Origin of the sequence: uncultured Caballeronia sp. (assembly GCF_964243625.1) — a bacterium.
Lineage (GTDB): Bacteria > Pseudomonadota > Gammaproteobacteria > Burkholderiales > Burkholderiaceae > Caballeronia.
On record NZ_CAXTGZ010000126.1, the window covers coordinates 1 to 13,606 of the forward strand.

12 protein-coding genes are annotated in these 13,606 nt (G+C 61.5%); 11 read left to right on the forward strand and 1 reads right to left on the reverse strand.

What is annotated here, in order from left to right:
* The first annotated feature begins 274 nt into the window (after positions 1-274).
* The 10 genes from ACFFAR_RS11165 to ACFFAR_RS11210 all read left to right on the forward strand — a co-directional run bounded on the left by ACFFAR_RS11165 (position 275) and on the right by ACFFAR_RS11210 (position 11,543).
* The gene (locus ACFFAR_RS11165) at positions 275-1,618 is read left to right on the forward strand and encodes an extracellular solute-binding protein (RefSeq protein WP_174362648.1); all 1,344 of its coding nucleotides are present in this window, start codon (positions 275-277) and stop codon (positions 1,616-1,618) included.
* Between the two features lie 110 nt (positions 1,619-1,728).
* On the forward strand, positions 1,729-2,655 hold the full coding sequence (locus ACFFAR_RS11170) for an ABC transporter permease subunit (protein WP_174362649.1): 927 nt from the start codon (positions 1,729-1,731) through the stop codon (positions 2,653-2,655).
* Positions 2,642-3,472, forward strand: coding sequence for an ABC transporter permease subunit (locus ACFFAR_RS11175; protein WP_174362650.1), 831 nt, complete (start codon positions 2,642-2,644; stop codon positions 3,470-3,472). The genes ACFFAR_RS11170 and ACFFAR_RS11175 overlap by 14 nt, the downstream gene beginning before the upstream one ends.
* A gap of 55 nt (positions 3,473-3,527) precedes the next feature.
* Positions 3,528-4,655, forward strand: a complete 1,128-nt coding sequence (locus ACFFAR_RS11180; protein WP_075360274.1) for an ABC transporter ATP-binding protein — start codon at positions 3,528-3,530, stop codon at positions 4,653-4,655.
* Between the two features lie 31 nt (positions 4,656-4,686).
* Positions 4,687-5,592, forward strand: coding sequence for a dihydrodipicolinate synthase family protein (locus ACFFAR_RS11185; protein WP_075360275.1), 906 nt, complete (start codon positions 4,687-4,689; stop codon positions 5,590-5,592).
* A gap of 41 nt (positions 5,593-5,633) precedes the next feature.
* Positions 5,634-7,052, forward strand: coding sequence for a diaminopimelate decarboxylase (locus tag ACFFAR_RS11190; protein WP_174362651.1), 1,419 nt, complete (start codon positions 5,634-5,636; stop codon positions 7,050-7,052).
* Positions 7,053-7,107: 55 nt separating this feature from the next.
* A complete protein-coding gene (locus tag ACFFAR_RS11195) occupies positions 7,108-7,890 on the forward strand; it encodes an SDR family oxidoreductase (protein WP_174362652.1) in 783 nt (260 codons plus the stop codon).
* Positions 7,890-8,615 (forward strand): SDR family NAD(P)-dependent oxidoreductase, encoded by a 726-nt coding sequence (locus tag ACFFAR_RS11200; RefSeq protein ID WP_375507886.1) that lies wholly within the window; start codon positions 7,890-7,892, stop codon positions 8,613-8,615. The genes ACFFAR_RS11195 and ACFFAR_RS11200 overlap by 1 nt, the downstream gene beginning before the upstream one ends.
* Before the next feature lie 13 nt (positions 8,616-8,628).
* Positions 8,629-10,353 carry an FAD-dependent oxidoreductase gene (locus tag ACFFAR_RS11205; RefSeq protein WP_174362653.1) on the forward strand — a complete coding sequence of 575 codons (1,725 nt, stop codon included), beginning with the start codon at positions 8,629-8,631 and terminating at the stop codon, positions 10,351-10,353.
* A complete protein-coding gene (locus ACFFAR_RS11210) occupies positions 10,350-11,543 on the forward strand; it encodes an NAD(P)/FAD-dependent oxidoreductase (RefSeq protein WP_375507887.1) in 1,194 nt (397 codons plus the stop codon). Before ACFFAR_RS11205 ends, ACFFAR_RS11210 begins: the two co-directional genes overlap by 4 nt.
* A 70-nt stretch (positions 11,544-11,613) precedes the next feature.
* Here the strand turns inward: ACFFAR_RS11210 and ACFFAR_RS11215 are convergent, their stop codons facing one another.
* Positions 11,614-12,744, reverse strand: coding sequence for a porin (locus tag ACFFAR_RS11215; protein ID WP_075360278.1), 1,131 nt, complete (start codon positions 12,742-12,744; stop codon positions 11,614-11,616).
* Positions 12,745-13,161: 417 nt separating this feature from the next.
* Between ACFFAR_RS11215 and ACFFAR_RS11220 the strand changes: the two genes are divergently transcribed.
* Positions 13,162-13,606: dihydrodipicolinate synthase family protein (locus tag ACFFAR_RS11220; protein ID WP_375507888.1), on the forward strand; the 445-nt coding region annotated here is incomplete at its 3' end.

The window sequence follows — 13,606 nt, forward strand, 5'->3', positions numbered from 1 at the left end:
GATGCCAGCCGGATGTGTCGCACGATCATAGTCGAAGTTTGGGGTGCGCGACCGGTCTGACGGCTTCACATTGACGTGGCGGGCGCTGCACATTCATGTGCGACAGGCGAACATAAGTAAAATTATTGGGTTGTACGGGAGGCTCGGCTCTCAAATATCGGCTAAAAATCCGTTGTATGTCACTTATTGCTCATGTATAAATACGCACATCGGTGCGACAGGCGCACATTTATATTGGGAGCGAAGCTGAATGACGTTCGATGGGGATCGGCAGGTGAAGGCACCAACTCTTTCGGCAAAGCGCCGCCGTTTGCTCAAACTGGCGGCGTCGGCGGGCATGACCGCGGGCATCGGGGGCCTCGCATTCGGCCGCGGCGCATTCGCAGCGGATCCCATTACGCTGCGCTGGTGGTCGACCCAGGCCGCGCCCGACCAGTTGAAGGCCTACAAAGCGCAGATCGCCGGTTTCATGGCAGCGCACCCGGGCGTCAAGGTCGTGTTCGAGGCGACGTCGGACGAGGGTTATCCGGCGCAGCTTGCGGCAGCGTTTGCCGCAAACCAGGTGCCTGACATCATCACTCACCTCCCGTCCTATGCCGCGCAAACCTATTACGCAGACGGGCTGGTCGAACCGGTCGATGACGTCGTCGCAGCCGTTGGTATCGACAAGTACTATCCGAATGCAAACGATGTGTTCAGGACCGCGGACGGAAAGCTGTGCGCCACGGGCCTTGCAAATACGGCCGCCGACGTTCTATGGATTCGTCGTGACCTGATGCAAAAGTCTGGCGTGGACAAGGTGCCCGAGACGTGGGACGAACTTCGCGCCGCATGCAAGAAGATGCAGGGCGGCCGGATTTATGGTGCGCCGCTGCCATACGGCCTGAACAGCATGACTTCGTTGATACTGCTCGGCTTCATCCATCGTGCAGGCGGGCAGGTATTCACGCCGGATCTGCAGGTTGCAATCGACAGTCAGGCAACGCTCAACGCACTCGATTTCTACAAGTCGATGCGCGAGTTCTGCCCGCCCGGCGCGACCGGTTATAGCTGGGGAGAAAGCCTGACCGCGTTTGTCTCCGGATCGACCGCGACGGGCATTTATGGCGGGCGCGTGCTGGACAACATTGCCGCGCAGAATCCCGGCATTGCCGATTCGGTGACTTGCGCCACGTATCCCACGATTTCCAAGTCGGTACCGGCATGGACCTATAACGACTTTCCGTGCGTCTTCATTCCTAAGAAGGCCAAGAACATTTCGGCATCCAAAATGTTCGCAGAATATCTTTTCGATCCTGCGGGCTATATTTCCGAGTTGCTGGGCGCGCCCGCGCATCTGCTGCCGGTATTGAAGACCATTGCGGCCGATCCTCGCTATAACAGCAATCCGATCATCAAGAAGTATCCGAAGGAAGTCGAACTGATGTCGGCTGCCGCCGCGTCCGGTCACAACCTTGGCTACGAGTCGCCGGCACACAAGCCGAACCGAAGGGCCAACGAGATCGTCGCGAGCAATGTCCTGGCTGAACTGGTCCAGCGCGTCGTGCTCAACAACGAAGCGCCGAAGTCCGTAGTCGGTGCGACCGCAAAGAAGCTCGAAACGCTGATGAAAGCCTGACACGGCCGGCCGCGCAAACGCATGGCGCTCGATGCGTCACGCGTTGCGCCAACCATCTTTCGTCCGTCACTGCCCGGATCGCATTCGCACGGGCACGCATTGGAAAACGCATGGCCACTGTTTCATTGCCCCGCATGGGCATCCGCTCTCTCGAATCGACGTACAGCAGGCTCGGCATGTTGCTTATCGCGCCGGCAGTGTTGCTGTTGATCGCAACCATTGTGTATCCGCTTCTTTATGCACTGTGGCTTTCCCTGAACTCGGTGTACACGCCCACGCAGGCGTCGAGCTTTGTGGGCCTGGCGAATTATCGGGACATGCTCGGTTCATCGACGTTCTGGTATTCGTTATGGGTAACGATCGTCTGGACCACGTCCACGCTCGTCCTGCAGATCCTGTGCGGCGTCGGCATGGCGCTGCTCCTCAACGAGAAGATCGCCATGCGCTCGGCAGCGCGCAGCCTGGTGCTGTTCCCTTATTTTGTGTCGACCGTGGTCGCCGTGCTGGTCTGGCGCTGGCTCTTCAACGATCTCTATGGCGTACTCAATCAGGTCCTGCTCGAACTCCATGTGATCAGCAGTCCGGTCAACTGGCTCGGCGAAATGCCCAACGCCATGATCAGCATTGTTCTGGTCGGCACCTGGAAGTACTTTCCGTTCGTTGTGATCGCGGTGCTGGCGCGACTGCAGACCATTCCGCTCGCGCTCTATGAAGCCGCGCGCATGGACGGCGCCGGTCCGTTCGGCCGTTTTTTCGACGTCACGCTGCCGCAGTTGCGTGAAGTGCTCGGCGTCGTGATCCTGTTGCGGATCATCTGGGACTTCAAGGAGTTCGACCTGCTTTACCTGATGACTGGCGGAGGCCCGGTCAATCAGACACGATCCGTGCCGCTGCTCGTCTATCAGCAGGCGTTCGGTCTGAACCAGATGGGCGCGGCTTCCGCTTCCGCGGTTGGAATGATGGTGGTCATGGGCGTTTTGATGGCGGCCTACCTTTATCGCGCACAACGCACAAGGAGCCACGATGCGGGCCGATAAAACCAACATTCCCGCGTCGCTCGTCACCTGGGTGATCGTGATCCTGATGGTGTTCCCGCTGATCTGGATGGTGCTGACATCCATCAAGCCGCAGAGCGAACTGTTCGTCTATCCGATCAGGCTTCTGCCGGAGCACGTGACGTTCGAGCATTATCGGCGGCTGCTGGAGGACACGCCGTTCATCAGCTACTTCTGGAATTCGATCGTGCTGTCGGCGGCGACTACCGTCGTTGTCATGGCGGTCGCCACCTTCGGCGGTTACAGCCTTGCGCGCTTCGCCTATCGCGGCCGCGAGGCGATCGCCACCGCGGTTCTTTGCACCTACCTGATGCCGTCTGTGGTGTTGATCATTCCGCTTTACCTCATGATGGTGAAGCTGGGCTTGCAGAACACACTGACCAGTCTGGTGATCTCGTACACCACGTTTGCCTTGCCCTACGCAATGTGGCTTTTGCGCTCGTTCATGGCCGGCATTCCGGACGACCTCGAAGCTGCCGCGCTGGTGGACGGCGCGAGCCGGCTGGGTGCGTTCGTCGATGTGATCCTGCCGCAAGCGCTGCCCGGAATCATCTCGACCGCGCTGTTCACGTTCATTCTGGCGTGGAACGAGTACCTGTACGCGCTCGTCATGGTCAACACCGACGAGACCCGTCCGCTTACCACCGGCGTGATGAACATGCTCGTGTCGTCGTTCAACATCGAGTGGTCGCTGTTGATGGCGGCTTCCGTGATGATGAGCGTGCCGTTGCTGTTCTTCTTCGCTTTCCTTCAGCGTTATCTCACTAGCGGTTTTGGCGCTGGCGGTGTGAAGGGTTGAACGCCCGCGGGATGAGCACCGACGGCACACTGACTATGCACTCCGGAGCACCTCAATGGCAGCAGTAAGTTTCAAGAATGTACGCAAGGTATTTGGCGATACGGTGTCGATTCCCTCACTCGATCTCGATATTCGCGACGGTGAATTCGTGTGCCTGCTCGGACCTTCCGGTTGTGGCAAGACAACGACGCTGCGCATGCTTGCGGGCCTGGAGCAGCCGACGAGCGGCGCGATCCATATTGGCGGCATCGAAGTGCACGAGTTGCCGCCGGCGAAGCGCGATATTGCGATGGTGTTCCAGTCCTACGCGCTGTATCCGCATCTGACGGTTGCGGAGAACATTGTGTATCCGCTGAAAAAGCGTGGTGTTCCGAAGCAGGAGTGGCCTGCAATGCTGAACAACATTGCGCAGTTGCTGCAACTCGAACCGTTGCTCGCGAGAAAGCCGAAGCAGCTTTCGGGCGGCCAGCAGCAGCGCGTCGCGCTTGGCCGTGCGCTGATCCGCAAACCGAAGGTGTTCCTGCTGGACGAACCGCTGTCGAATCTCGACGCCAAGTTGCGCGCGCATATGCGGGCCGAGCTGATCGAGCTGCATCAGCGCATGGGTACGACGACGGTGTACGTGACGCACGACCAGCTCGAAGCAATGACCATGTCCACGCGGATCGCCGTGATGAGTGGCGGCGTGTTGCAACAATTCGGCACGCCCGATGAAATCTACTACCGGCCGGCGAACCAGTTCGTGGCCGGGTTCATCGGCACGCCTGCGATGTCCCTGATCGATGGCGACCTGCAGCGCGACGATACAGGCTTCTCGCTGCAAGCAGGCGGCGTGGCATTGCGCCTGCCGCATTCCGCGCTGCGCGCGGACGCGTCCGGTGCGGTTTCCGCCGGCATCCGGCCCGAAGACATCGTGCTGGGCCGCGGGACACTCAGCGCTCGCATCAAAGTGGTCGAGCCGACGGGCCACGAGTCCATCGTGCTGATGGATTGCGGTGGTGCATCGCTCTGTACGCGCATTGCCAGCGACGTACCGCTCGCAGCCGAGCTCCGCGCTGGCCAGAGCGTGCCGTTCGAAGTCACGCTCGCACGCCTGCACGTTTTTTCGCGCCAGAACGGCCAGCGGCTGAACCGCGACGACACCAACGTCACGTCGATCAAGCGCACGCGCGACGCAGCCTGAACATTCACATCATCAAATACGGGTCAAAAGCATGAACAGAGAAAGCGTCAACTGGTCCGGCGCCATGCCAGCAATCACCACGCCCTTCGACGACAACGGCAAGCTCGACGAACGCGAGCTCGGCGATGTCATCGAACGGCATCTGAAGCTCGGCGCGACCGGCGTGGTCGTCGGCGGCTGCACCGGCGAATTCTGGGCGATGAACACCGACGAACGCGCACGCTTGTTTGTAGCGTCGAAAGAAGTCATGGGCACGCGCGGGACGTTGATTGCAGGGACCGGCATGATCGGGGTGGAAGACACGATCGCGCTGACCCGGCAGGCGGAGAAAGCGGGATGCGATGGCGCGCTGATCCTGCCGCCGTATTTCGTCAAGCTCACCGATGACGAGATCCACGCGCACTACGCCGACGTCACTGCGCACGCCGGCTTGCCGGTGATGCTCTACAACATCCCCGGCAACGCAGTGAATTACCTGACGCCCAAACTGGTCGCGCGGCTGGGCAAGCTCGAGCGCGTTGTGGCAGTAAAGGAAAGCTCGGGTGACTGGAACAATTTCTACAGCACGTTCCTCGCGGTGCACGAAACGCTGCGGGTGTTTTGCGGACCGTCGTCGGTGTTCGGCGTTCCGGCCGTCCAGCTCGGCGCCGACGGCGTGATCGACTGCTTTCCTAATGTCTGGGATGAAGGCGGCCAGAAGCTTTTCGAGGCCGCCCGCAGCGGCGACACGCTGCTCGCCGCGCGCCTGCAGGCAACAGGGCGCCGCCTGACCGATCTTTTTACAGCCGACGGCCGCACGCTGTATCCGTCGACGAAAGCCGCCATGGATCTGCTCGGCATTCCAGGCGGCGGAAAACCACGGGCGCCGCTGCGCGCGCTCAATTCCAGCCAGCGCGATTCGCTGGCGGCGGGGTTGCGAGCCGAAGGCTTGCTCTGACCCAAACTCGCCGAAAATAAAAATCCAGGAAGGAGAAAGCAATGACAGGACATCAGCCCGACGCAAATCCCTGCGGGTTTTCCGTGCAGTACGGCAAGTACATCGGTATTGGCGCCAACGGCAATCTCTGGGTCGACGGCTGCGACGTGCAAGCCCTCGCCGAGACGCACGGCGCACCGCTCTACATCATTTCGGAAAACGAACTGCGTGACCGATATCGCGCGTTTCGCGATGGTTTTCTCGCGCATTATCCGCAGGTCGAGATTCTCTTCGCCAACAAGTCGAACAACGGACTCGCGATCCGCCACATCCTGAACCAGGAAGGCGCGGGCGGTGACTGCTTTGGCGTGAACGAGATGTATATCGCGCTGCTAGCCGGAACCGATCCGCAAAAGCTCGTACTCAACGGCTCGAACAAGCAGGAAGAAGAACTCGAGATGGCGATCTCGAATGGCATCTGCGTGAATATCGATGCAATGGATGAACTGGATCGCATCGATGCAATCTCGAAGCGGCTTGGCAAGAAGGCGGCTATCGGCATCCGGCTCAAGCTCGACCTGTTGCCGCTCGCGGGACGCACGGGTGTTGCCATGCACGGTCCCGGCACGCTCAAGGAACAGAGCGACTCGACCAAGTGGGGCATGACGCGCGAGCAGACCGTCGAGATCGTCAAGCGGGCGCAGCAGATGCCTGATATCGAGTTGAAAGAAACGCATTTCCACCTGAGCCGCATGTCGAACGATCCCGAAAATTTCGCGATCATGGCGCGCGAGATGATCACATGGTCCGGCTTCTTGCGCGATGAAACCGGCTGGACGCCGCCGTGCATCGACATTGGCGGCGGCTGGACCTTCGGCAAGTGGTACGGCACGGGGCCGCGCTCGCAGATCGACGACAACGCCGCACCCACGCCGGAGATCTACGGCCGTATGTGCGGCGCTGCGATCCGCGAAGAAGCGGAACGCCTGAACCTGCCGCTGCCCAAACTGCGCATTGAACCGGGCCGCGCAATTTCGGGGCCGTCCGGCGTTGCAGTTGGAAGAGTCGGCGCGATCAAGCAGGGCGCCACGAAAAAATGGGTGAACCTGGATCTTTCGACAAACCATCTTTCCTGGGCATCGGCGCTCGACTGGTACTACCACGCGGTCGCCGTGAAGGACACCGCGCGCCCGGCAACGGAGCACGTCGATCTGGTCGGTCCGCTTTGCAACTCCGATGAAGTCGGCGCCGATCGCACCATGCCCGCGCTCGCACGCGGTGATTTCGTCGCTTTCCTCGATGCCGGCGGCTACACCGAATCCGGCGCCGCGCGCTATAACGCGCAACTGTTGCCCGCGACGGTGCTGGTCGCGGGCGACACCGCCGAGGTCACGACGGTGCGCGAGCAATGGCGCGACGTTGCCGGACGCTTCAAGGTGCCGCCGCGTTTGCTTGCGGCATCGTTTGCGAAAAACGTCTGAGAAAAATCGACTTGCAACACGCCCGCGCCTGACAGCGCCGGCGCACGGAGACAACATGGATTTAGGCATCAGAGGACGCCGCGCGGTCGTATGCGGCGGTAGCAAGGGCTTGGGACTGGCGGCGGCGCGTTCGCTCGCGAGAGAGGGCGTGGACCTGACTTTGGTTGCACGATCGCAGGAAACACTCGATACCGCCGCGCGTGAACTCGTGGCAGAAACCGGCGTCAAGGTCGCGACCGTCAGCGCTGATCTCGGCACGTCCGAGGGACGCGCTGCGGTCCTGGCGCAAGCGGGCATCGTGGACATCCTGGTGGCGAATCCCGGCATCCGGCAGGTGCCCGACGACTTCCGCAAGATCACGCGCGAAGGCTGGGAGGGCTGGATGGAAGCGCATTTTTATTCGTCGCTGGAACTGATCCGCGCGGTCGTGCCGGGCATGAGCGAGCGTGGCTTCGGCCGGATCGTGAACATGTCAGTGAGCTTCATCAAGTTCCCGCAGGTCGGCTTCGGACCCAGTCACGCGGCGCGCCTTGCGCTTGCGGGCGCGATCGCCGCCATGTCGCGCGAACTGATTCCGCACAACGTTGTGATCAACAGCGTGTGCCCGGGATTGTTCGAAACCGATGCGCTCACCACGAACCTGCACGGCCACGCGGCACGCGGCAACACGACCTATGAGGCGATTGTCGCGGATCGGCTGAAGCATTGCCCGGCTGGACGCTTTGCTGATCCGTCCGAGTGCGGCGATCTGATTGCGTTCTTGTGCAGCGCGCAGAATGGCTTCATGACTGCACAGAATATCGTCAACGATGGTGGCGTCTACCAGGGGCTGTTCTGATGTCGAAGCATTCGGAACCTGTGCGCGGCGTGGTGATGTTGTCGGGCGCGTCACGAGGTATTGGCGCCGCCATCGCACAACGTCTCTACGATGACGGCTACACGTTGTCGCTCGGCGTGCGCGATCCGGCAGGCGTCGCGCCGGCTCTTGCAGCGGACAAGGAAAGGGTTTTGATCGAACGCTATGACGCATTCGATCCGCTGTCCCCGGCCGCGTGGGTCGACGCCACACTCGCGCGCTTCGGGCGCCTCGACGCGCTGATCAACAACGCAGGCATCCTGCTCGAAATCACGCTGGATCGTGGCGACGACACCGCGCTCGACACCATGTGGGAAGTCAACGTCAAGGGTCCGTTCCGCACCATCCGCGCCGCCATGCCCGCGCTCAAGGTGAGCGGAAAAGGGCGGGTGATCAACGTGGCATCGACGGACGGCAAGCGGTATCGGCCGACGGATTCGGTGGGTTATGCCATGACCAAGCACGCAGTCATGGCGCTTACGCACGCAGCGCGTTTCGACGGCTGGGAGAGCGGCGTGCGTGCCACGGCCTTGTGTCCCGGCGCAGTGGATACAGAACTGATTGCGCGGTTTGCAAGCGCGAGTCCCGTGGCGGACCGGCTGCGCCCGGAAACTGTCGCTGATACGATTGCCTTTCTGCTGACGCTTCCCAACAATGCAACCGTGGCGGAACTCGTCCTGAACACCCGGCTCGAGCCTTCGCTGTGAGCCGGTAACACGTATGACCGACATGACCCAAACCATTGCAATTCAGTTCGACGGCGAGACGCTGCAGGCGCGGCCCGGCGAAACGCTGGCGGCGACGCTTGTCGCGCATGGCATCCAGGATTTCCGTACGACGGCTTCGGGTCAGCCGCGCGGTGTGTTTTGCGGCATGGGCGTCTGCCAGGACTGTCTTGTCGAAGTGGATGGCGTGGCGAACCGGCGTGCGTGCATGACTAAGATCGTCAAGCCGATTACCGTGCGGCGCGGCGTGCATGCACGGGCGCTGCCGGTGCCGGCAAGCCCGGGCGGGTACATCGAAGCGCGTGAGCCGGAAGTGCGCGAGCCCGAATTGCTCGTGATCGGCGCGGGACCGGGCGGGTTGTCGGCAGCGCTCATGGCGCAGCGCGCCGGCGTGCGCGTGACCGTGCTCGATGAACGCAGCCAGCCCGGCGGCCAGTACTACAAGCAACTGGGTGTATCGGCATCGTCCGATGGGATTGCGCCGCCCGATGCACAACACCAGCGCGGCGCAGCCTTGATCGATGCTGCGAGCAAGGCGGGCGTCGAGATCATCCGCGATGCGCTGGTATGGGGCGCATTCGAACCGAACGAATTCATCGCGACCGTGCGCGGCCGCTCGATCCGGTTCCGGCCGCACGCAAGCGTTGTTGCAACGGGCGCGCATGAGCGCGGCTGGCAAGTGCCGGGCTGGACGCTGCCCGGCGTCATGACCACCGGCGCCGCCCAGACCCTGTGGCGTACATCGCGGCGATTGCCGGGCAAGCGCGTGTTGATCGCCGGTAACGGTCCGCTCAACCTGCAGCTCGCGGCCGAACTTGTCAGCGGCGGCGCGACAGTAGCCGCTGTCGTCGAAGCGGCGCGCGCACCCGGACTCGCGAGCATTGGATCAATCGCCACCATGGCGCTCGCCGCACCCGCGCTCGTGGTCGAGGGACTTGGCTATCAGCGCACGGTGAAGCGTCACGGCGTGCGCATCATCAACGAGACCGTGATCGAATCGATCGAGAAGACGGCGGGCGGATTGTCCGTCACGCTGGCGCGCGTCTCGGGCATGCCGGAAGCAACACCCGCGCAAAAGATCGAGGTCGACACCGTCTGTCTCGGCTATGGCTTCGAGCCGGCCAATGAACTGCTGCGGGCGCTAGGCTGCGCACATGACTTCGATAAACCCCGCCGCCAGCTCATCACACGCCGTGACGATCTGGGCCTGACGAGCATTGCCGGCGTGTACGCGCTCGGCGATTGCACCGGACTCGGCGGCGCGAAAGCGGCGCTCGCGGAAGGGACGATCGTGGGCGCGGCGGTGGCGGCATCGCAGGGACAGGTGCTCGACGCTTCACTCACAGCCGAGCGGGATCGCGCGATCGTTGAACTTGCCAGGCAGAGACGCTTCCAGCAAGCGCTCTGGACATTCTATGCGAGCGCGCTGACGGCGCCCAAAGAACGCTGCGGCGACACGATAATCTGCCGCTGCGAGGAAGTCACGTTCGGGCAGCTCGATGCCGCGCTCGACGAGGGCCTCAGCACCGTCGGCGCGATCAAGCGCCGTACGCGGATCGGCATGGGACGCTGCCAGGGCCGATACTGTGCGCCAGTCCTCGATGACATCGTGTGTGCGCGCTTCGGCCGCGAACGCGACGAGATGTCGGGCTTCGCGCCGCGCGTACCGGTCAAGCCGGTATCCATAGCCGAACTCGCGGGGCATGGCGGCGAATCATGAACGTGTCCAATGCAGGTGCTTTGCCGCGTCGTCAAGTCGATGTGGCAGTGATCGGCGCGGGCATTGTCGGACTGTGCCTTGCGGGTTTCCTGGCGCAAGCCGGCCGGGATGTCGTCCTGATCGATGCAGGCGGTTCAGCCGCATCAACGGCTAACGCCGGCAGCCTTCATGTCCAGATGCAAAGCCGCTTCATGCGTCTTTTTCCGGAGCGGGTGGCGAGCTTCGAACAGCAGTTGCCGCTCTATCCCAAAGCCGTAGCGTTCTGGCGCGACTTCGAACGCGCGATAGGCGCCGACTTCGAGATGAAGGTGTCGGGCGGCCTGATGATTGCCGAGACGCCCGAGCAGTTCGACTTTCTGGTCTCGAAGAGCAGGCGGGAGCGGGAGCTGGGCTTATCGGTGGAGTTGCTCGACCGTAACGAGCTTGGACGGATTGCGCCGTATCTCGGCGCGAGCGCCTTCGGAGCCGAATTATGCGCCGATGAAGGCAAGCTCAATCCGCTCAAATGCAACGCTCAGGTGAGGGCGTGGGCCGTGCAGATGGGCGTGACGATCGTCGACCGGTGCAAGGTCGAACGGCTGCACGCCGACGACCCGGGCTTCACGTTGACCACGCTGCTGGGCATGCTCACAGCAAGACAAGTGGCGGTTGCGGCTGGCCCGGGTGCTCGCGCGTTGATGGACAGCGTGGGCAGTTTCCTCCCTGTGGAAGCCGAGCCGCTGCGTATGAACATCACCGAAGCGGCACCGCCGTTGATCATGCATCTCGTGCAGCACGCGGAACGATCGATCACGCTGAAGCAATTGTCGACGGGGCAGATCGTGATTGGCGGCGGCTGGCCCGCAAAGCTTGCTGACGGCGCGGATTTTCCGGTCGTCGATCCGGCCAGCATGATCGGCAATGTGTCGCTTGCCCAGTTCATGGTGCCGGCGCTTGTATCGCTGCAGATCATCCGGACCTGGGCCGGCATCAATTCGAAAGTCGATGGACGCGGCGTGCTGGGCGAGATGCCCGGCATACCGGGCTTGCATGCCGCCATCCCGGGGGACGCGGGTTACACGCTCGGGCCACTGACAGCGCGCATGGTCGCGGATCTGATGACCGGTCGCGATCCGGGCGTGGACATGACGCCGTATTCACCCATGCGCCTGCGTCCGGGAACATTGCGCGCTGTCATCGGCGGCGAATAAACCGTTTTCTCATCGGTGGCTGCGCATTGCGCCGCGCGACGGCCTGAGCCGCGCGGCCTCGTTCGTTACGTCAGAACCGGTGGCGCAATCCAATCCGCACGCTTGTCTGCGTGCTGGTGGTCGACGGCGTGAACAGGAAACCCTGCACCGCGTCCACGCCCGACGACGCCCGCAGGTAGGAGCCCTGCAGATAGACGTCGGTCCGCTTCGAAAACGCATAGTCGATACCGAGACTGCCTTCGTTGTAGTGGTGACCTTCGAAGGTGGAATAGAAGTAGCCGGCTGCCGCATTGAACGATGGTGTGACCTGCCACGAAGCGCCTACGTCATACGTGCGCAATGCCGATGTCCGGCCAAAGCCCTTGAACCAGACATCGGAATACGCAATCCCGTAGGTCACCGTCGACAGGACATAACTCGCGCCCAGGGTAAGCACGCTCTGGCTGTCGATCTCCAGCGGTGTGGCGGAGAACAGGTCGGTTACCTTGCCGGTTGCCGGATCGCGCGTGGCGGTGGTCTGGCCGAGGAAACTGGATACGCCCATGGAACCGTACGGGTCAATGGCGTTCGAGCCATTCGGATTGTTCATGCGGAGATAAACCGCACCGGCTGAAAACTGGCCGTGGTTGTATTGGCCGCCAGCCGACCATGCACTCTGGTCGTGCAGGCTGCCCGCAACGTTGCCGAACGAATACATCGCACCGCCTTGCAGACCATGAAAATCAGCGCTCTTGATCTTGACCACATTGTCCAGACGTTCCCAGCCCATCCGGTCCAGATCACCCTGGTGCGTAGCGTACCCGCTCGCCCACGCGCTCATTGCATAGTTCGCCGTGTAGTCGTAGACCAAGTCGTACTGTCGGCCCATCGTGATGGACGCGTAGTTGTTCTGCAATCCTACCCATGCCTGACGTCCGAATTCCCGGCCACCCTGGCGGAACTGTCCATTCAATGCGTCGAAACCGTTTTCAAGGTCGAAGATGGCCTTCAGGCCGCCGCCAAGATCTTCTGTTCCCTTGATGCCCCAGCGATTTCCCGAGGCAATCGAGTCGTCCATCTTGATGTTGTGCGCGCCGCCCTCGTTGCTGACGTAAGTCGGACCTACGTCGATCACGCCATACATCGTGACGCTGCTTTGCGCGTGTGCCAAACCCGTTGCCGCCACGCCAACGAGCGCCGCGATTCGCCTGATAGTTCTCATGCCACTCAACTCCCCTGAATTGATGATGCTGAAAATTCGGAGTACGAATCAGCCATCTCGCAGCCAATGCAAGATGTCCTCCGGCTCGTGCCTCCTGCTTACGTGGTTTGCACGTCTGGGGTCGTCACGACAGCGCGGTTCCTGGATGAAAAATGGAGCAGACGCTTTGTGACAAAACGTGCGCCATGCTAACATTCAGGCGCCATGTGAACAAAAATGATTCTGAAATTTCCAGTAAATTAAGGGAAAAAACGGAGCGGGGAGGCAGGCATCTGTGGCGTAGCTCGGACAAAACTGCCGATCGGTGCGCTTTACCAGGATTTAACGGCATGGTATGAGGTAACTGTACTGCTGAATTAACGCGTTAAATTGTGCGCATGGCGCGCACGCTTTCAAACGATTTGAATGGAGAAATACGTGAGTAAAGTTTTTCGTGGCAGCTATGGCGTGACCGTGACGCCCTTTACAGCCGACGGCAAGTCGATCGATGAAAAAGCGCTCAAGCGTTTCCTGGACTGGCAAATAGAAGCCGGTTCACCCGGCGTGATCATTCTCGGCACCACTGGGGAGTTCCTGACCATCAGCGACGAAGAGCGCACGCAATATGTAGAGGCGACGGTCAAGCATGTGGCGGGGCGCATGGATGTGCTGGTCGGCACCATGAACGCGTCGACACCGAATGCGGTTCGATACACCCGCGAAGCGGAAGCCTTGGGCGTCGACGGTTTCATGATCGTCCCGCCTTATTACTACACGCCGACCGAAGACGAGATATTCGAATACTACAAGGCGATTTCCGAAGCCACGTCGCTGCCGATCATGCTTTACAATATTCCGGGCCGTTGCGCCGTAGATATCAACG